This window comes from Flavobacterium suzhouense, from assembly GCF_042684765.1.
In the GTDB taxonomy this organism is placed as follows: Bacteria; Bacteroidota; Bacteroidia; order Flavobacteriales; family Flavobacteriaceae; genus Flavobacterium; species Flavobacterium suzhouense.
Map to the genome: position 1 here is coordinate 1 of NZ_JBHUMD010000017.1, position 18119 is coordinate 18119.

At 38.8% G+C, this 18119-nt stretch carries 21 protein-coding genes; 8 read left to right on the top strand and 13 right to left on the bottom strand.

All coding sequences use genetic code 11. The annotated features are described in order from the left end of the window. The coding region (locus ACFSR3_RS08955; protein WP_379820602.1) for a T9SS type A sorting domain-containing protein at positions 1-611 on the top strand (611 nt) is incomplete at its 5' end. A gap of 109 nt (positions 612-720) precedes the next feature. On the opposite strand, the gene ACFSR3_RS08960 is transcribed toward ACFSR3_RS08955, so the two are convergent. After that, a complete protein-coding gene (locus ACFSR3_RS08960; protein WP_379820672.1) occupies positions 721-1587 on the bottom strand; it encodes a DMT family transporter in 867 nt (288 codons plus the stop codon). A 112-nt stretch (positions 1588-1699) separates the two neighbouring features. On the opposite strand from ACFSR3_RS08960, the gene ACFSR3_RS08965 reads away from it, so the two are divergent. Then, a complete protein-coding gene (locus ACFSR3_RS08965; protein ID WP_379820673.1) occupies positions 1700-2263 on the top strand; it encodes a heavy-metal-associated domain-containing protein in 564 nt (187 codons plus the stop codon). 51 nt (positions 2264-2314) lie between these two features. Here ACFSR3_RS08965 and ACFSR3_RS08970 read toward each other — a convergent pair whose 3' ends face one another. The 8 genes from ACFSR3_RS08970 to ACFSR3_RS09005 form a co-directional block, all read right to left on the bottom strand. Then, on the bottom strand, positions 2315-3655 hold the full coding sequence (locus tag ACFSR3_RS08970) for a deoxyguanosinetriphosphate triphosphohydrolase (protein WP_379820746.1): 1341 nt from the start codon (positions 3653-3655) through the stop codon (positions 2315-2317). Positions 3656-3711: 56 nt separating this feature from the next. Next, on the bottom strand, positions 3712-4422 hold the full coding sequence (locus ACFSR3_RS08975) for an AAA family ATPase (RefSeq protein ID WP_379820674.1): 711 nt from the start codon (positions 4420-4422) through the stop codon (positions 3712-3714). Positions 4423-4442: 20 nt separating this feature from the next. Beyond that, on the bottom strand, positions 4443-4667 hold the full coding sequence (locus ACFSR3_RS08980; RefSeq protein ID WP_114759060.1) for a hypothetical protein: 225 nt from the start codon (positions 4665-4667) through the stop codon (positions 4443-4445). Beyond that, the gene (locus tag ACFSR3_RS08985; RefSeq protein ID WP_379820675.1) at positions 4654-5166 is read right to left on the bottom strand and encodes an RDD family protein; all 513 of its coding nucleotides are present in this window, start codon (positions 5164-5166) and stop codon (positions 4654-4656) included. Before ACFSR3_RS08985 ends, ACFSR3_RS08980 begins: the two co-directional genes overlap by 14 nt. Before the next feature lies 1 nt (position 5167). Continuing rightward, positions 5168-5698: an RDD family protein gene (locus tag ACFSR3_RS08990; RefSeq protein WP_379820676.1), complete on the bottom strand. Its 531-nt coding sequence runs from the start codon at positions 5696-5698 to the stop codon at positions 5168-5170. A gap of 82 nt (positions 5699-5780) precedes the next feature. Then, a complete protein-coding gene (locus tag ACFSR3_RS08995) occupies positions 5781-8204 on the bottom strand; it encodes a ribonucleoside-diphosphate reductase subunit alpha (RefSeq protein WP_379820677.1) in 2424 nt (807 codons plus the stop codon). Between the two features lie 87 nt (positions 8205-8291). After that, positions 8292-9269: a ribonucleotide-diphosphate reductase subunit beta gene (locus tag ACFSR3_RS09000; RefSeq protein ID WP_379820678.1), complete on the bottom strand. Its 978-nt coding sequence runs from the start codon at positions 9267-9269 to the stop codon at positions 8292-8294. A gap of 244 nt (positions 9270-9513) precedes the next feature. Next, positions 9514-10101 carry a DUF3109 family protein gene (locus ACFSR3_RS09005; RefSeq protein WP_379820679.1) on the bottom strand — a complete coding sequence of 196 codons (588 nt, stop codon included), beginning with the start codon at positions 10099-10101 and terminating at the stop codon, positions 9514-9516. 113 nt (positions 10102-10214) lie between these two features. On the opposite strand from ACFSR3_RS09005, the gene ACFSR3_RS09010 reads away from it, so the two are divergent. The 3 genes from ACFSR3_RS09010 to ACFSR3_RS09020 all read left to right on the top strand — a co-directional run bounded on the left by ACFSR3_RS09010 (position 10215) and on the right by ACFSR3_RS09020 (position 11663). Further along, positions 10215-10790 carry a MarC family protein gene (locus ACFSR3_RS09010; protein WP_379820680.1) on the top strand — a complete coding sequence of 192 codons (576 nt, stop codon included), beginning with the start codon at positions 10215-10217 and terminating at the stop codon, positions 10788-10790. A gap of 67 nt (positions 10791-10857) precedes the next feature. Continuing rightward, a complete protein-coding gene (locus ACFSR3_RS09015) occupies positions 10858-11055 on the top strand; it encodes a hypothetical protein (protein WP_114759070.1) in 198 nt (65 codons plus the stop codon). After that, positions 11055-11663 carry an FAD-dependent oxidoreductase gene (locus tag ACFSR3_RS09020; RefSeq protein ID WP_379820681.1) on the top strand — a complete coding sequence of 203 codons (609 nt, stop codon included), beginning with the start codon at positions 11055-11057 and terminating at the stop codon, positions 11661-11663. The genes ACFSR3_RS09015 and ACFSR3_RS09020 overlap by 1 nt, the downstream gene beginning before the upstream one ends. A 124-nt stretch (positions 11664-11787) precedes the next feature. Here the strand turns inward: ACFSR3_RS09020 and ACFSR3_RS09025 are convergent, their stop codons facing one another. From ACFSR3_RS09025 to ACFSR3_RS09035, 3 genes are read right to left on the bottom strand one after another with little or no spacing between them, the layout of a single operon-like run. Next, positions 11788-13368, bottom strand: a complete 1581-nt coding sequence (locus ACFSR3_RS09025; RefSeq protein ID WP_379820682.1) for a S41 family peptidase — start codon at positions 13366-13368, stop codon at positions 11788-11790. Beyond that, on the bottom strand, positions 13358-13804 hold the full coding sequence (locus ACFSR3_RS09030) for a deoxycytidylate deaminase (protein WP_379820683.1): 447 nt from the start codon (positions 13802-13804) through the stop codon (positions 13358-13360). The genes ACFSR3_RS09025 and ACFSR3_RS09030 overlap by 11 nt, the downstream gene beginning before the upstream one ends. A gap of 59 nt (positions 13805-13863) precedes the next feature. Continuing rightward, complete coding sequence (locus ACFSR3_RS09035) at positions 13864-14457, bottom strand: HupE/UreJ family protein (protein ID WP_114759050.1); 594 nt, start codon at positions 14455-14457, stop codon at positions 13864-13866. Between the two features lie 167 nt (positions 14458-14624). On the opposite strand from ACFSR3_RS09035, the gene ACFSR3_RS09040 reads away from it, so the two are divergent. Next, the gene (locus tag ACFSR3_RS09040; protein WP_114759049.1) at positions 14625-15056 is read left to right on the top strand and encodes a tellurite resistance TerB family protein; all 432 of its coding nucleotides are present in this window, start codon (positions 14625-14627) and stop codon (positions 15054-15056) included. A gap of 157 nt (positions 15057-15213) precedes the next feature. Here the strand turns inward: ACFSR3_RS09040 and fbp are convergent, their stop codons facing one another. Beyond that, positions 15214-16224 carry a class 1 fructose-bisphosphatase gene (fbp, locus tag ACFSR3_RS09045; protein ID WP_379820684.1) on the bottom strand — a complete coding sequence of 337 codons (1011 nt, stop codon included), beginning with the start codon at positions 16222-16224 and terminating at the stop codon, positions 15214-15216. A 111-nt stretch (positions 16225-16335) separates the two neighbouring features. Here fbp and ACFSR3_RS09050 point away from each other — a divergent pair, with 111 nt between their 5' ends. Both ACFSR3_RS09050 and ACFSR3_RS09055 read left to right on the top strand, forming a co-directional pair. Then, complete coding sequence (locus tag ACFSR3_RS09050; RefSeq protein WP_379820685.1) at positions 16336-16809, top strand: GNAT family N-acetyltransferase; 474 nt, start codon at positions 16336-16338, stop codon at positions 16807-16809. A gap of 12 nt (positions 16810-16821) precedes the next feature. After that, complete coding sequence (locus ACFSR3_RS09055; protein ID WP_379820686.1) at positions 16822-18075, top strand: aspartate kinase; 1254 nt, start codon at positions 16822-16824, stop codon at positions 18073-18075. Positions 18076-18119 lie beyond the last annotated feature (44 nt).

Consider the following 18119-nt stretch of genomic DNA (forward strand, 5'->3'; position numbering starts at 1 on the left):
CAGGTTCTACAGTAACAAGCACAACAACACTATATGTTTATGCTCAGGAAGGTATAGATATTGTATGTTTTGATGAGAATACCTTCACTGTTACTGTTGCTAACGTAGCTGCTCCAACAGGAAACGCTACACAAACCATCGAAGGTGGCGTAGCTACTGACGTGACGGTTGCTGATTTAGTAACAGACGCTGTAACAGGTACAGTAACATGGTATGCTACTCTTGAGGATGCTCAGGCAGGTACTAATGCACTTGCTCCTGACACACAACTTGTTCAGGGTGCAACTTACTATGCTACACAAACTATTGATACATGTACAAGTGTTGGTGTATTTGCAGTAACAGTTGACATCGTGCTTGACAGAGGAGGATTTGATGTGAAAGCATTCTCATACTATCCAAACCCAGTTAAGGATGTGCTTAACCTTACCTATTCATCTGAAATCACTTCGGTAACGGTATTTAACCTATTAGGTCAAAAAGTTATTTCTCAGGTAGCTAATGCTACTGATGTAAGAGTTGACATGGCATCTCTTGCCGATGGGGCTTACATCGTTAATGTAACTTCAGGTAATACTGTAAAAACAGTTAAAGTGATTAAAAAGCAATAATTTGAGATAGCATTAAACTTTCTACTATTAAAATTGAAAGGGGTTGTCACTAGTGACAACCTCTTTCTTATTTAGAATATGTAATCCATCTCATAAAGCCTTCAGTAAACTATTTTCTCGCTGAAAAATAAACCCCTACAAGAATAATTGCCGCACCCAGGCCTTGTACCGGTGTTAGCGATTCACCGTCTAACAATCCCCATCCAAAAGCAACAATAGGAATAAGATAGGTTACCGAAGATGAAAAAATAGGCGATGACATCTGAATTAACCTAAAGAAAACAATATTTGCTATACCTGTACCCAACACAGCCAGTATAGCGATATACATCATCGATCTGTGGGTCTGCGGTAGCGTGGCAATATCAAAAAAGCCGGAAAAGCATAATACGAGTATCGCCGGAACAAGCATCACGGCAAAATTACCCGTACTAATAGCCAGTGGTTTGAGATCAGACAGATACTTTTTTATAAGATTTACATTGGTAGCATAGCATACAGAAGCCATAATTACAAAAAGTGCATAATAGTAGTTTTGATTAGGATTGTTGATGGCTCCATTATAGATAAGCAATACACACCCAACAAGCCCAATTACCACTCCTATGAGCTGTCTTCGCTGAAAACTCAATCCAAAAACTGTAGCCCCCAATATAAGGGTATTGAGTGGCGTAAGTGAATTTAAAATGGCACTAACCGAACTGTTAATCTCCATTTGTGCAATAGAGAACAGAAATGCCGGAAAAAAAGTTCCCATAAGGGCAGTAAGTGCAATATACTTCCATTGTCCCTGCGGAATGCTCTTTAAAGTTCTAAAGCCAATAATAAGCAAAAAAACAGCACAGAAAATAATTCGTAATGACCCGAGCTGAAACGGATTAAGACCTTCGAGTCCACGCTTGATTAGTATAAATGAGCTTCCCCATATAAGCGAAAGCAAACCCAACAGGTACCACTTAAGTTGTTTTTGTTGCATGGTTGTTATTTTGGGTCAAAAATCCAACATAATAATCAGCGTTGCAAACCGTTTTTGTATAAATTTGTAAACTCTTTTGAGAGAAGCTTTTAAAATTAAATAACAACATACTATGAAACTAGTTAAAACACTTTCATTTTTTGCTTTAGCAGCTTTACTTTTTACCAGCTGTAAAGACACTTCTAAAGATGGCAACATCGAAACTCCTGCTGAAGGAACAGTTACGGACACTACTCACGCTAAAGAAACTGCTGAGAACCTTGAAACTACAACTTTCAAGATTGACGGAATGACTTGTCCTGAAGGATGTGCAAAAGTAATTGAGAACAAACTTGCAGGTATGGAAGGCGTTCAGGAGGCAAAAGTAGATTTTGATGCCAAAACAGCTACTATTTCTTTTGATGCTGCGAAACAAACTCCTGAAAAATTTGTTGAAACTGTAGAGCATATCGCTGACGGTGCTTACAAAGTATCAGACGTTAAAAACTCAGGTGATAAAGCTTACTTTTCTTTAGATCAGGAGAAAGAAAAAAAGACAGAAAAAAAAGAAAAAACCACTGATAAAAAATCAAAAGACGGTTCTTCTTGCTCAAAAGACTCTAAACCATCATGTGGTTCTGAGAAAAAAGGAGGATGCTGTTCTGCCGGTAAAAAAACTGAAAAAGGAACAATGTAATCTTACATTCTCTTATAAAACTAAAAACCTTCGCTGATGCGAAGGTTTTTTTTATTTAGCTCCTGTTATGGTATTATAAAGCAACACCGCTTTACCATCGGTTAATGTGGACACAAAGTGACAGATATGAAGCAGCCTGTCGTAAAGGCTCATTTTTTCAGTTATAAATTTCTCAGGCATCAGTTTCAGTACTAATTTGTCATAATTACTATCTGAACCATCAAACTTATTATTGTAAGCAGTACAGAAGGTATCTAGCAACGTATTAATAATGCGATAACCAATAACCTCTTTCTCTACCACTTCCCTGCTCTGGTAAATGTTTTTTATACTGATATTAATTATATCTTTCATCTGAGCAGTATATTTACCTCTCTCAGTAAGCGCATACGGATATTCACCCTTTAGTATTGCATCTTCATTTTCAATAAACACATCAACTGCATCATTGATAAGGCTCCCTATAGCCAAAGCACGCAGGTAACTTATACGGTCTTCTTTGGTTACTAGCGATTTGTACTTCTCAACATGAACGTTATCCTTAACCAGTTTAATAAGATATTCCAGTGCATAATCCTCCGAAATAACACCCAGATTTATACCATCTTCAAAATCGATGATAGTATAACAAATATCATCTGCAGCTTCTACCAAATATGCCAGCGGATGTCGTTCATAGCCGATATCATCACCTGTTTTATTAGGTATTAAACCCAAATCATTAGCCACTTCCTGAAAGAAAGCAGCATCGCTCTGAAAGAAACCATATTTTTTATCCGCAATGTTAGGAGTCGGTTTTTTAGGCAGTGACTCTTTAGGGTATTTCATAAAGGCTCCAAGTGTAGCATAAGAAAGACGCAAGCCACCTTCAATACCGGGACGGTTTGCTGTAAGCAGGCTAAACCCGTTGGCATTTCCCTCAAAATCGATAAGATCCTGCCATTCTTTATCGGTAAGCTGACCCTTATACATCTGCCCTCTTCCAGTCTTAAAATATTCGCCTATAGCTTTTTCTCCCGAATGCCCAAAAGGCGGATTGCCAATATCATGCGACAATGCCCCAGCGGCAACAATTGCACCAAAATCGTTCATTTGGTAACCATGTACTTCCTGAAGATAAGGATGTTTTTCTAATATCTTTTTACCCACAAGCCTCCCTAACGAACGACCTACCACCGAAACCTCAAGACTATGCGTGAGACGGGTGTGCACAAAATCAGTTTTAGAAAGTGGAATAACCTGCGTTTTATCCTGAAGGCTCCTAAAAGCCGAGGAAAATATTATACGGTCGTAATCTACCTCAAAACCCAAACGGGTATCATCTTGTTCCTTTCGTAACCTTTTGCCTGTATCGCCCTGTCTTTTTAATGACAGTAACTGTTCCCATTGCATCATATCCTATTTCAGATTTATGATTTTAGATTTCAGGTTCCCTGAACCTTACTATTTTAATTTATTCCTGACTTGGCCAGTTCGGCCTGTATGATATTATTCTTTACCTGTGTAAACACTTCTGTTTTGGCTTCAGCAAAAGAGATATCGTATTTACGCTCTATAAACTGAAACTCTTCAGGGTATTTTACCAATAACCTGTCATAATAACTATCCAGCACTTCTTTTGCTGGCGATGTAAACTCGAGCCTTAATTCAAAACGACGAATGAGTGCCTCATCAATAGCTTCTATCTGATTTGTTGCTGCAATCAGCACCGAGTTCGACGGAAAATTATCTATAAGCTGAAGAATAGCATTCACAACACGCCTCATTTCGCTGCTATCACGGCTATCATGTTCCCTCACCTGACCCAAAGTATCAAATTCGTCAAAAAACAGCACAGCGTCGTGATAACTCACTTCTTTGAACAGTGTGGCGACATTCTTTGCCGTCTCCCCGAGTTTAGACGAAACAATTTGTGCCAGATTTACCACGATGAGCTTTCTTTCAAGCACTTTGGCAATAGCTTTAGCTGTCATGGTCTTGCCGCAACCGGTTTTGCCGTACAACAACATTTTATTGTTTACCGGCAACTCATATTTTTCAAGGATATCACGAAATTGATATTCTTTTAAAAATTGTTCAATTTGCACAGCCGCCCCATCATTAAAGACAATATCTTTAATATCTACCTCACTCCTGTCTGTAAAAAATAATCCGTTCAACTGTTTATTGCTTTAAATGCTTATTTCTTCAGATTGAACAAAAAGAAATCACGTGATTTCTGTGGATATTGCTCAACACTCTTATCGCTAGGATTATCAATTACCGATTTGATAGTAATCTTATCCCCTATCTTAAAATCCTTTTCTACCCTTTGGTAATCCAAAAGGTATTGACCGCAAAAATAATTACCATTTTCATCCTTTTCTATCAGTCCTGAATACACTCCTTTTTTATCCTTGCTCATCGTTACTATTTTGTTCGTTATTTTCTTTATTCGCTTGTTTTATTTGTGCTTCCCTGAAGGCTGCAATATCAACTACCAGTGTTTTAGAAAGTCCATCGTGAAGACCAACCGGACGCCTGCCGAAGAAAGTAATAAATTCCAGCGGTATAAGCCTGCATAATGTCCTTAAGAAAATACGCATGCTATCAGGCCTCGTCCCATCGGCATTCACAACCATGGTATTCGTAATATATTTACCCAATGTACGCATATTTACAGTCTCAAATAAGCCATAATACACTATACTTATACCGAGAGCTAAGATTGTGTATTTGATATTACCTAACACAGGCGGACCTACCTGAAAACCCTTTATTCCATAAATTCCATAAAGCATGTCTCCCCCTTTGGCAAATCCAATTTGCAGTAGAGTGGTAACAATACTGTCAATAATAAAATTCTGGAACCGTTTGTTTCCGGTTGCCAGCATGCCATAGGTTATTTCAAAAGGTTTTCGCATATTATATTTGTTCGGCTACTGCCGCATCATTAATCTGGTTTGCACCAATTTCATCAAAAGAGTTTTTTAACTCTAATGCTGCTTTGTATTTTTTAGCATCGACAACATAAGTTCCCGATGCACTGTCGTGCCATCCTCTTGGATAAGATCCAATAAAAGACAAAGCTTCAATAGTCAGAATCCTGCAAAGCGCCCTGATAATTATTGATCTTGGTTCCGGCTTACTTCCATCTTCCATTACCACCATTGTTCCTGTAATATATTTACCAAAGGTTCGCTGAGTAAGCACTTCCATAGTAAAAAGATACAGCACCATAACAAGGGTTGTAATTACCCTATCGGTAAATCCATCCATTTCTGTAAGCCATATTGAAAGCCCATCAAATCCAAGTAACGAAAACAACACTGCAAATACACCCAATACCACAAAGATCAGATAAATTGTAGCAGCATCAATAATTAAATTCAAAAGCCTTTTGTGCCAGGTCACAAACATATCCGGGCTAATTGCAACATAATTGGACGTCTCCATAATAATTAAAAGTTTGATTGGTTAGAAAACAAAAATAAGGAGCAATTGCTCCTTATTCTATATTATGTGAGAAATATTTTTATTATGACCCGCACATTTCACAATCTTCAGGATCAGCAGTTCTTGAACGCTCCAGCATAGCCTGGAATTCGCTTACTGCAATTGGCTGAACTTCTTCAACCGGCGCCGCAACCGCTTTTGGTGCTGCTGCCTGTGCAGGAGCCTCTTCCACTTTTTTATCGTTATTAAGCGTAAACTTAATCGCATCAACTGCACTCTTAGTCCTTAGATAGTACATACCTGTTTTTAGGCCACTTTGCCATGCATAAAAGTGCATAGAAGTAAGCTTAGAGAAGGTAGCACCTTCCATAAACAGGTTAAGTGACTGTGACTGATCGATAAAGTAACCTCTTTGACGTGACATGTCAATGATATCTTTCATACTCATTTCCCAAACCGTTTTGTAAAGGTCTTTAATGTCCTGAGGAATAATATCTATATTTTGTATCGATCCGTTAGCTCTCATAACTTCTTGTTTAAGGCTTTCATTCCATATTCCAAGGTTTACAAGATCTTCAAGAAGGTGTTTGTTCACTACGATAAACTCTCCTGAAAGCACCCTTCTTGTATAGATGTTAGAAGTATAAGGCTCAAATGCCTCATTGTTACCTAATATCTGAGAAGTAGATGCTGTAGGCATTGGCGCCATCAATAATGAGTTCCTTACACCATGCTCCATAACTTCTTTACGAAGCGAAGCCCAGTCCCAACGACCACTTAGGTCATTATCGTTAAGCCCCCATAGGTTGTACTGGAATTCACCCTGAGAAATTGGTGACCCCTGGAATGTTGAGTACGGTCCTTCTTCTTTTGCCATTTCCATCGAAGCAGTAACAGCAGCAAAATAGATCGTTTCAAATATTTCCTGGTTCAGCGCTTTAGCCTCATCACTTGTAAACGGCATACGCATAAGGATGAAAGCATCCGCAAGACCCTGAACACCTAATCCAACAGGACGGTGACGCATATTAGAGTTTTCAGCTTCTTTAACAGGATAGTAGTTTCTGTCAATAACTTTGTTAAGATTGCGCGTTATACGCTTAGTAACCTGGTATAGGAAGTCGTGGTTGAATTTACCATTCTCCACAAACATTGGCAATGAAATAGAAGCAAGGTTACATACCGCAACCTCGTCTGGAGAAGTATACTCCATAATCTCTGTACAAAGGTTTGACGAACGGATAGTACCAAGATTCTTCTGGTTCGATTTTCTGTTAGCCGCATCTTTATAAAGCATATACGGAAGACCTGTCTCAATTTGAGATTCAAGTACTTTTTCCCAAAGCTCACGTGCCTTAACTGTTTTTCTTCCTTTTCCTTCAGCTTCATATTTCAGGTAAAGTGCATCAAACTCATCACTATGAACATCATAAAGACCAGGACATTCGTTAGGACACATTAGGGTCCATGTACCGTCTTCCTGAACACGTTTCATGAACATATCCGGAATCCATAGTGCCAGGAACAGGTCACGCGTTCTCATTTCCTCTTTACCATGGTTTTTTCTCAGGTCAAGGAAATCAAAGATATCCGCATGCCAAGGCTCAATATAAATCGCAAAGCTACCTTTACGCTTTCCTCCACCCTGATCTACATAACGTGCCGTATCATTAAACACGCGAAGCATAGGCACGATACCGTTAGATGTGCCGTTAGTACCACGGATATAAGAACCTGTAGCCCTTACATTGTGTATAGATAACCCGATACCACCTGCAGACTGCGATATTTTTGCAGTATTCCTAAGTGTATCATAAATACCATCGATGCTATCATCTTTCATTGTAAGAAGGAAACACGATGACATCTGAGGCTTAGGCGTACCTGCATTAAACAGGGTAGGCGTTGCGTGGGTAAAGAATTTTTTAGACATCAGCTCATAGGTCTCTATAGCTGCCGGGATATCGTTAAGGTGAATACCTACAGACACACGCATAAGCATATGCTGTGGTCTTTCCACAATCTGTCCGTTTATTCTCAACAGGTAAGAACGCTCAAGGGTTTTAAACCCAAAATAGTCATAATTAAAATCCCTGTTGTATATAATTGTTGAATCCAGTACTTCAGCATTTGCCATAATTGCTGCGTGCACCTCGTCAGACAAAAGCGGAGACTCCTGCCCTGTTCTTGGATTCACATAATGATACATGTCGTTCATCGTTTCAGAGAACGACTTTTTAGTGTTTTTATGAAGATTCGACACCGCAATACGCGCAGCAAGCTGAGCATAATCAGGGTGCGTAATTGTCATGGAAGCAGCAGTCTCTGCCGCAAGATTATCAAGCTCAGATGTGGTAACCCCATCATACAAGCCCTCAATTACACGCATTGCCACCTTAACCGGATCAACCAGTTCATTCAGTTCATAGCACAGTTTTCTTACACGATCGGTAATCTTATCAAACATTACCGGCTCTTTTCTTCCGTCTCTTTTAACTACATACATATGGCAATAAATTTTTGGTTAATAATCAGCCCGCCACCGCGAACCTCACATTCGTATAGATGATTTTTGTACTTGTTTTTCTACTGATTAAAAATCAGCATCAAAACTAATTTTTTGTGAATCCCCCTCGTTTTTGATAACACCCGCTTTTTGGTATTCCGAAACCCTTTTCTCAAAGAAGTTCGTTTTACCCTGAAGCGAAATCATATCCATAAAGTCAAACGGATTTCCTACGTTATATTGTCTTTCGCAACCAAGCTCCACAAGAAGCCTGTCGGTTACAAACTCAAGATACTGTGTCATTAAAACAGCATTCATTCCAATAAGACTCACCGGAAGCGACTCTGTAATAAACTCTCTCTCTATAGTTAACGCATCAACAATAATTTCTTTTATCCTCGCTTTAGGCACCTTATTTACCAGGTGGTGATTGTGCAGGTGTACCGCAAAATCACAGTGAACACCCTCGTCACGGGAAATCAGCTCATTCGAGAATGTAAGTCCCGGCATCAGGCCACGTTTCTTAAGCCAGAAAATTGAACAGAATGCTCCTGAAAAGAAGATACCCTCAACCGCTGCAAAAGCAATAAGCCTCTCAGCAAATGAATCAGACTCTATCCATTTAAGCGCCCAATCCGCTTTTTTCTTAATCGCAGGAAACACCTCGATAGCATGGAAAAGCTCATTTTTCTCGTTCTCATCCTTAACATACGTATCAATAAGAAGAGAATATGTTTCGCTATGAATGTTTTCCATCATAATCTGGAAACCATAAAAGAATTTAGCCTCAGCATACTGAACCTCGTTTACAAAGTTTTCAGCAAGATTCTCATTAACTATACCGTCAGATGCTGCAAAGAACGCAAGGATGTGCTTAATAAAATATTTCTCATCTTCACTAAGCTTATTATTCCAGTCGTTAAGGTCCTGGTGAAGATCAATCTCTTCAGCCGTCCAGAAACTCGCCTCCATTTTTTTGTACCAATCCCAAATATCATGGTGTTTAATGGGGAAAATCACAAAACGGTTTTTATTTTCCTGTAATATAGGTTCAATTGCAGACATATTGTTTTGACTTTTATAGTATTATAAAATAGATGATGTTGTCGAAAGGGGTAGTACAAAGATTGGCATTTGAAATAAAAAATGAAAGCCAAACTTATTCACAATTGGCTATAGTTTTTAACAACACTTAATTTTCCTACAACACAATAAACTTTTTACAACACATTGATAATTAACATGTTGTAAAATATAAATATACGTAAAATTATTTAGAAATATTCTAAAAAAAGAGGTTTTACAGGGCTTAGCGGCACTTTTGAACCGGATTTTCCTTCAACTCTTCAGCCACCTTTTCAAGTTCAGCATACCAGTCGGCACCAAAGCGGCGAACCAGCGCTTCTTTTACAAATTTGTATACCGGCACCTCGAGTTCCTTCCCAAGCGAACAGGCATCGCTACATATATCCCACTTATCGTAGTTTACCGCAGCAAATTCAGTAAAATCTTTTACCCTTATAGGATATAAATGACAGGAAACAGGCTTTTTCCAGTCTACAATTCCCTGATTATAGGCCTGCTCAATACCACAAAGCGCAGTTTTCCCATCAAAGATCACATAGGCACAATCTTTATTATCAATTAGCGGCGTTTCAAGATCGCCATCAGTTCCGGTAATCCATGTTCCCTGAGCCTCTATCGCAGCAATACCCTCTTTTCTCAAAAACGGTTTTACTTTCGGATAAATAGCCTCCAGTATTTTGGTTTCCTCCTCATTAAGTGGTGCTCCGGCATCGCCATCTACACAGCAAGCTCCTTTGCATGCCGAAAGATTGCACACAAACTCTTTTTCCAGTATGTCCTCAGACACTATTGTTTTTCCCAGTTGAAACATGCTGCAAAGGTAAATAAAAGTTAGGAAAACAACCAGTAGCCAAAATCCTCATAAATAGCTTGTAACTGTTAAATAATAAGAATAATTTTGCAGATTAAATAAATTCTAAACTTATGGGTTTCGACTGGAGAGAAATTTTTACCGTAAGCATGGTGCTTTTTGCTGTTATAGATATAGTAGGCAGTATTCCTATTATAGTAGATCTTCGCAATAAACTGGGACATATCCAATCAGAGAAAGCTTCAATAGTAGCCATGATTATCATGATCATTTTCCTTTTTGTGGGAGAAGAGATCCTTAAACTAATAGGCATCGATGCAAGTTCGTTTGCAGTAGCCGGATCTTTCGTACTTTTTTTCCTTGCGTTGGAAATGATCTTAGGCATACGCCTTTATAAAGAAGACAACCCAAGCACGGCATCTATAGTACCTATAGCCTTCCCTTTAATTGCCGGTGCCGGAACCATGACCACACTCTTATCTCTAAGAGCTGAATATGAAAAAATCAACATTATAATAGCAATAGTAATAAATGTAATCGTTGTTTACATAGTACTAAAGTCGTCATCCCGCATAGAACGTGCATTAGGCAATAACGGACTGGGAGTAATACGTAAAGTATTCGGTGTCATATTACTTGCGATAGCTGTTAAATTATTTGCTGCGAATGTTAAACAATTATTCGTATAGAATTATATTGTTTAATTTCACATGTTGAAAACCAATGATCACCTTACCAAAAGAAACTCACACTACAATGAAAATTCTTATTTACACATTAATGGGCCTTGCTGTTGCGCTCATCATTTTTAATGTAACTCTTCTTGATTTTAACAACCTGTTTGAAGGAAATAGTTTTGCAGCCGCAGTGGGCATAGTACTTTCGCTATGTGCAATATGTGCCCTGCTTATCCTGAAAATATCTAAAAACATCGAAGAAAAATCCAGGAACTAATGTTTGATGTTTTAATTATAGGAGGAGGCGTTTCAGGCGTTTCCTGTGCTCTTATTATAGGTTCAGCACTAAAAAGGCCTTATGCTGAAGGTAAAAAAGCAGGCATCTTTACCCATCAAAAATCAACTTCACTTCAGGACGCTGTTTTTAACAACGCGTATGGCATACCTGCAGACACATTAGGCTCAAGCCTTATGGAAACCAGCCTTGAGCAACTAGCTACGCTATATCCTGAAATGGAACAATTAGCTAACGAAAAAGTGATGAGCATTGAAGGTGACGTGGGTAATTTTACCGTAACCACTAACAAAGGCTCATACAAAACTAAAGCCGTAGTAGTAGGTATAGGCTCAGCCAATACATTTGCTATAGAAGGCCTTATGGATTATGTAATTCCTCACAAAAAAGCCATCCCTGAAAAAAACCGCATTCAGCTTAAGAATGAAGATCATCTGGTTGTTGAAGGAATTTATGCCATAGGAACTCTTGCCGGTCACCGCAGTCAGCTAGCAATTGCCGCAGGAAGCGGAGCAGCAGTAGGAACTGATATCCTGACGCTATGGAATGATGGCAAACAGACACAATACCACGACAGTATAAGAAAGTAATCAGTTTGCAGTGGTCAGTAGGCAGTAAGCTTCCTCGATCCATATATAACAAAACAACAAGCCCGGATTATTGTAATCCGGGCTTGTTGTTTATGAATCTACGCCTATTGCGACTGTAAAATGATTACTTTTTCTCAGTTAGCACAGCCTTCACCATATTATCTTCTTTAAGTACCATCTGGTAGTATGCTTTTTCACTCAACAGTTGTCGTGTAAATTCGGCAGCGAGATAATGCTTAACTCTTTCTTTGTGTTTATTAAGATGAAACACCAGTCCGTTTTTAGCAAGATATCCGCTAAAAGCATCAAAGTACTTATCTCCCGTCATGACTTTGTCGGTAATCATCTGTGAATTTTGCATTCCCTTAAAGCCATTCCTGTCTTTATCAAGCTGCTCAAATACAAAATAACTCACTATACCGCTTTGCATTACCATTGTCACAGCCTCATCGCCATGTTTACCTTCCTGAGGCACAAACCTATCGGGAATGATCCCACCGCCGCCATAAACAATACGCCCTTTAGCCGTTTTAAATTTCAGGGTATCTGCAATCTTTATACTATCAGCAGAGTATAACTCTCCGCTTTCATAACGTTTTTCAAAGTCATTAAAATATTCTTCTCCGCCATGATCATAACTACGCTGTATGGACCTACCTGAAGGCGTATAATAACGTGCAACAGTAAGACGCACTGCGCTGCCGTCACCCAAAGGCATTTCACGCTGCACAAGTCCTTTGCCAAATGAACGCCTGCCAACAATAACTCCCCTGTCGTTATCCTGAATAGCCCCAGCTAATATCTCGCTTGCAGAGGCACTATTTTCATTAATCAGCACATACAACTTACCACTCTCAAAGTCTCCTTTTTTAGTAGCATAGGTTCTGTCTTCACGGTTCTTTTTGTTTTTGGTCATTACAATAAGCTGACCGTCTTTCAGGAATTCATCAGCAATCTCAACTGCCTTTTCAAGATATCCTCCACCATTATCGCGCAAATCGACAATAAGCGAAGTTGCTCCCTGAGCCTTTAAGTTTATGAGTGATCTGTGAAACTCATCAGCAGTAGTCTCCGCAAATCGATTCACTTTTATGTAACCGGTATTGCTATCTGCCATTACAGCGGCATCAACACTTTTTATAGGCACCACATCGCGAGTAACATTTACTTTAAATTTTCGGTTCTCACTTTTCCTAAAAACCGTAAGTGTTACTTTAGATCCTTCTTCCCCTTTTAGTTTAGAGAAAAGAGTATCATTTGTCATTTTACGCCCAAAAAGCTTGCTGTTATCAGCAAAAAGAATACGATCTCCGGCTTTAATACCTGCCCTTTCAGACGGACCTCCCGGAATAGGTTTAATTACAGCCACCGAATCTTTGTACATATAAAAATTAACTCCTATCCCTACAAAGTCGCCTTTCATGCTCTGGCTAACTTCATCCATTTCATTCTTAGCGATATAAATGGAATGAGGATCGAGTTTTTCGAGTATGCTGTTTACCGTAATATCTACAATTGAATCGGTGTCAATATCATCTACATATTCTCTTTCAATAAAATCGATCAGCTTATTAAGCTTACTCTTGTTTGAGCTTGAAATCATACCACGCTTCTCCACCGGAAAGTTTAAAAAACTTCCCATAAGCAGACCTATGGCAAGCGCCAGAGACAAAGCAATCGGTAAATATATTCTTTTAATTTTCATGTAAATCAGCTTCCAGATTAGGAATATGTACTATATCTACTCCGGCCTTAAGCAAAAAATCAATCCCTGAATTGTCTTTGTAACCATCAAGGTAGACCACTCTGGTAATACCCGACTGATGTATTAACTTACTACAATCTTTACAGGGTGACATTGTAATATATAATGTTGCACCATCACACGACTGTGTTGAACGGGCTACTTTTAATATCGCATTTGCCTCGGCATGGAGTACATACCATTTTGTAGCACCCTCATCATCTTCACAACAATTTTCAAAACCTGAAGGTGTTCCATTGTAACCATCAGATATTATCATCCTGTCTTTCACAATAATTGCGCCAACTTTTTTTCGTTTGCAGTATGAAAGTTGCCCCCATTCTCTTGCTATCCTGAGGTAGGCTTTATCATACTTGTTTTGTTTTTTCTCTTTCATTCCAGGAAATACCCTTGTTATCAAATATAAGCCTTCAGGGCTTTTATTACGTTAAAAAATTACCAAAATTTATTATGTATAATCATCGGCACGACAACTCCGGCCACAAAAGCAGATGTTACCAATACCCAGTCACGCCTGTTAAGCTTGAAGAATTCCGAAAGAATATACGCCAGTATCAATACACAAAGCACAATGATAAGCTGTGCTGCCTCAATACCTAATGCAAATTCCAACAAAGGTAAAAACTTATCATCGGCATTCTTATCCAGTATCAGCTTAAAATAGTTGGAAAAACCAAGGCCGTGTATAAGCCCGAAAAACAGCGTAACAATAGCTATAAAATTAAGACTGTTACTGTTTTTCTGAGATTTTTTACCCGATTTTATGATGTTAAACAATGCCGTTATCAGTATGGTAATAGGTATCAGGAATTCTACCACCCCTGCGTTTACCCTGACTACTCCATAAACCGAAAGCATGAGCGAAAGCGTATGACCAATGGTAAATATAGATACAAGCAGCAACACATTTTTCCAGTCCTTAAAGGTATAGGGAACGGTAAGCACAACTAAAAACAGTATATGATCGTAGGCATTGATATCGAGCACATGACGCAAACCTGTTTCAAAATATAGCCAAAAATCTGACATAATTCAACTGATGATTATTTAAACTGTAAACTTACGGTATTTTTAATAAACTTTTCTTGCCACAATCTGTTATAAAAAGAACGCAGGAAAAAGCTAAAATCTTTTAAAAAATTATTTCAGCACAAAATATAGAAGTATATTTGCTGTTCAATTTTAACAGAAAAAACATGTCCATTTCAGATTTATTTGATAGTGGTTTCAAGAACAGGAATAAAGGGCATTTCTCTGCAATCGTAAGAGTTGCAATGGAGAACGGTCACCTTAGTACAGAAGAGCGCCACTTCCTTGACAAACTGGCTAAAGAGCTTGAGATCTCTCCGGAAGAATACAAAGAAATACTTGATAACCCATTAAAATACCCTATTAATCCGCCGTACCTTCACGTACACAGGCTTGAGCGTCTTTTTGACCTATCAAGAATGGTATATGCTGACCACGTACTTGGACCAAAACAAAAAGAAATCCTTACCCGTTTTGCACTTGCATTAGGTTTCACTCCGGGTAACGTTCACTATATTGTAGACAAAGCATTATCGCTACTGGTTCTAAATGTAGATTTGGATACTTTCCTTTACGAAATGCAACACATGAATAAATAAGAAAGTTGCTTAGGAACTTAGTTTCTTAGTTCTGTGTTTCAAATAAAAAATCCACATTTAAATGTGGATTTTTTATTTATAACCTATTTACCTTTTAATTATGAGTGAAGCTCGCTCTTATACATTTTGCTTCTTTTGTTTCAAGACAAAAGAAGAATTACTCACCATACTTCGCCATAAACTCTTCAGCCTTTGTTACCATATTAGAACTTCCGCAGAAGAAAGGTACACGCTGGTGCAGTTCCGTTGGTTGAATTTCCATAATCCTTCCAAAACCATCTGACGCTTTACCCCCCGCCTGTTCGGCAATAAAAGCCATTGGATTACATTCATACAAAAGCCTCAGCTTTCCTTTTGGTGCTTTAGAACTTGTTGGATAAATATAGATTCCGCCCTTAATCATATTCCTGTGAATATCTGAAACAAGGCTACCAATATATCGTGAAGTATATGGCCTGTCACCTTCTTCAGACTGACAATATTTAATATAATCTTTTACACCCTGCGGGAAATGAACGTAATTACCCTCATTAATAGAATAAATGTTACCGTCTTCTGGGAACGTAAGATTTGGATGTGAAAGATAGAATGTACCTATCGCAGGGTTTAAAGTAAAGCCGTTTACACCATTCCCTGTTGTATATACAAGCATGGTTGACGTACCATAAATTACATAACCCGCCGCTACCTGATTAACTCCCGGCTGAAGAAAATCTTCTATAGTCACCGGAGTTCCTACAGGAGTTATTCGCCTGAAAACAGAGAATATGGTTCCTACCGAAACATTCACATCAATGTTAGAAGAACCATCCAAAGGATCCATAAGGAGCACATATTTGTTATTATGTGACCCGTCATTACCCTGAATTGTGATAAAGTCATCATTCTCCTCAGAGGCAATACCGCATACAATTTCACGGTTTATAAGTGTCTGCATAAAGGTTTCATTCGCATAAACATCAAGCTTTTGCTGGTCTTCACCCTGTACATTCTGCTCTCCAAACTTGCCGATAATATCTACCAAACCAGCCTTATTTACCTTATAATTAACCACTTTGGCTGCAAGCCTGATCGAGTTGATAAGCTTTGAAAGCTCTCCCGAAGAGTATTTAAAATCTTCCTGCCTTTCAATGATAAACTCACCTAGTGTCTTGTTGCGTTCTTCCATTACTATAACGTTGTAGTTGTGTTGAGGGCACAAATATCGAAATTTTTGTGATATGAAAAGAATTTATTATTTCAATACCATTTTGCACGTATTTTTGCGCAAATTTGGCAAATGATTGTACGAAAAGGACATAGAGAAGATATGCCTGCCGTTTTAGAGCTTATAAAAGAGCTGGCAGTATTTGAAAAAGAACCCGATGCAGTAATAGTAACGGTGGAAGAACTGGAACGTGATGGCTTTGGCCCTAACCCGCTCTTCAACACTTTTGTTGCGGAAGAAGATGGTGAAATTATAGGCATGGCTTTATTTTATTACCGTTATTCAACATGGAAGGGCAAGACCATCCATCTTGAAGACCTTATCGTAAAAGAAGAAAAAAGAGGTACAGGTGCCGGCAGCGCACTATACAAAGAAGTGATAAAATTTGCCAGACAGGAAGGAGTACGCCGCGCCGAATGGGCGGTACTTAACTGGAATACCCACGCTATTGACTTTTATGAGCGTTCGGGGGCTACAGTCCTGAAAGACTGGTTTACCGTGCAAATGCACGAACAGGAAATTACTAAGTTTACGTTAGATTTATAAACAACCGGAAAAATGAAAATTTTCAAATTTGGAGGAGCATCGGTAAAAGATGCCGATGGTATTAAAAACGTGTTTAATGTTCTTGAACAAGTTGGCCACGAAAACGTGTTGCTGGTTATCTCTGCTATGGGTAAGACAACCAACGCCTTCGAGGTGGTTATAAAGAACTATTTTGATAAATCACCAGAGCTTCAGGCTTCTATACAGGAAGTTAAAAAATACCATAACCAGATTTTGATGGAGCTGTTTGAGGACGAAAACGATGCTGTTTTTGGTGCAATCAACACTATTTTCAGTGATCTTGAAAGTTTCCTACAGCATAATAAATCGCCTAATTACAACTTTGTATACGACCAGATCGTAAGCCTTGGCGAGGTGCTTTCTACAACAGTAGTGAGCCACTACTTCAATTCACGCGGACTTAAAAACCAGTGGATCGATGTACGTGAACTTATAAAAACCGACAACACTTACCGTGATGCTATTGTTGACTGGGATCTTACGCAGAAAAACATCAAAGGGCTTAAGAAAAAAACCCTTAACATTACGCAGGGATTCTTAGGATCGGACGAAAACGGATTTACCACCACTCTTGGAAGAGAAGGATCAGACTATACTGCTGCTATTTTTGCATACTGCTTAGGAGCAGAAAGCGTAACCATATGGAAAGATGTACCGGGTGTACTTAATGCCGACCCCCGTTATTTTGAAAATGCAATTTTGCTTAACCAGATTTCGTATCGCGAAGCTATCGAGCTTGCATTTTATGGCGCAACGGTTATTCACCCTAAAACGCTTCAGCCACTACAGAAGAAAGAAATTCCGCTTTACGTAAAATCATTCGTAAACCCTTTATTACCGGGAACACGTGTAAGCAAAGGTGCTGATCTTGAGCCACAGGCTTCTTGTTTTATCGTAAAAAAGGATCAGCTGCTAATATCATTATCATCGCTAGACTTCTCTTTCATCATGGAAGAAAACATCAGTGAGATATTCGGACTACTGCATAAATACAAGATCAAAGTAACGCTTATCCAGAATACAGCCATCAGCTTCTCTATTTGTGTTGAAGATAAATTTGGCAACTTCCCTGAACTGAAAAATGTACTTGCTAAGAAATTCCAGGTTACGTATAACGAAAATGTATCGTTATACACCATACGCCATTTTACCGAAGCCGCCGCAGAGACTGTTGCACAAGGCAAAGAGGTACTGGTAAAACAAATTAGCCGCGAAACAATGCAGATTGTTACTAAAGAAGCTTAAATATAAATGCCCTGCAAAGCAGGGCATTATTTTTTTATGTGCTT

Excerpts from the sequence above, each read along its gene's own strand:
- ACFSR3_RS09040 (WP_114759049.1), top strand. The coding sequence starts at position 14,625 with ATGTCCATTTCAGATTTATTTGATAGTGGTTTCAAGAACAGGAATAAA.
- ACFSR3_RS09020 (WP_379820681.1), top strand. The coding sequence starts at position 11,055 with ATGTTTGATGTTTTAATTATAGGAGGAGGCGTTTCAGGCGTTTCCTGT.
- fbp (WP_379820684.1), bottom strand. The coding sequence starts at position 16,224 with ATGGAAGAACGCAACAAGACACTAGGTGAGTTTATCATTGAAAGGCAG.
- ACFSR3_RS08990 (WP_379820676.1), bottom strand. The coding sequence starts at position 5,698 with ATGGAGACGTCCAATTATGTTGCAATTAGCCCGGATATGTTTGTGACC.
- ACFSR3_RS08985 (WP_379820675.1), bottom strand. The coding sequence starts at position 5,166 with ATGCGAAAACCTTTTGAAATAACCTATGGCATGCTGGCAACCGGAAAC.
- ACFSR3_RS09030 (WP_379820683.1), bottom strand. The coding sequence starts at position 13,804 with ATGAAAGAGAAAAAACAAAACAAGTATGATAAAGCCTACCTCAGGATA.
- ACFSR3_RS09035 (WP_114759050.1), bottom strand. The coding sequence starts at position 14,457 with ATGTCAGATTTTTGGCTATATTTTGAAACAGGTTTGCGTCATGTGCTC.
- ACFSR3_RS08970 (WP_379820746.1), bottom strand. The coding sequence starts at position 3,655 with ATGCAATGGGAACAGTTACTGTCATTAAAAAGACAGGGCGATACAGGC.
- ACFSR3_RS09005 (WP_379820679.1), bottom strand. The coding sequence starts at position 10,101 with ATGTTTCAACTGGGAAAAACAATAGTGTCTGAGGACATACTGGAAAAA.
- ACFSR3_RS09015 (WP_114759070.1), top strand. The coding sequence starts at position 10,858 with ATGAAAATTCTTATTTACACATTAATGGGCCTTGCTGTTGCGCTCATC.
- ACFSR3_RS09050 (WP_379820685.1), top strand. The coding sequence starts at position 16,336 with ATGATTGTACGAAAAGGACATAGAGAAGATATGCCTGCCGTTTTAGAG.
- ACFSR3_RS09055 (WP_379820686.1), top strand. The coding sequence starts at position 16,822 with ATGAAAATTTTCAAATTTGGAGGAGCATCGGTAAAAGATGCCGATGGT.
- ACFSR3_RS08965 (WP_379820673.1), top strand. The coding sequence starts at position 1,700 with ATGAAACTAGTTAAAACACTTTCATTTTTTGCTTTAGCAGCTTTACTT.
- ACFSR3_RS08960 (WP_379820672.1), bottom strand. The coding sequence starts at position 1,587 with ATGCAACAAAAACAACTTAAGTGGTACCTGTTGGGTTTGCTTTCGCTT.
- ACFSR3_RS09000 (WP_379820678.1), bottom strand. The coding sequence starts at position 9,269 with ATGTCTGCAATTGAACCTATATTACAGGAAAATAAAAACCGTTTTGTG.
- ACFSR3_RS09025 (WP_379820682.1), bottom strand. The coding sequence starts at position 13,368 with ATGAAAATTAAAAGAATATATTTACCGATTGCTTTGTCTCTGGCGCTT.
- ACFSR3_RS08995 (WP_379820677.1), bottom strand. The coding sequence starts at position 8,204 with ATGTATGTAGTTAAAAGAGACGGAAGAAAAGAGCCGGTAATGTTTGAT.
- ACFSR3_RS09010 (WP_379820680.1), top strand. The coding sequence starts at position 10,215 with ATGGGTTTCGACTGGAGAGAAATTTTTACCGTAAGCATGGTGCTTTTT.
- ACFSR3_RS08980 (WP_114759060.1), bottom strand. The coding sequence starts at position 4,667 with ATGAGCAAGGATAAAAAAGGAGTGTATTCAGGACTGATAGAAAAGGAT.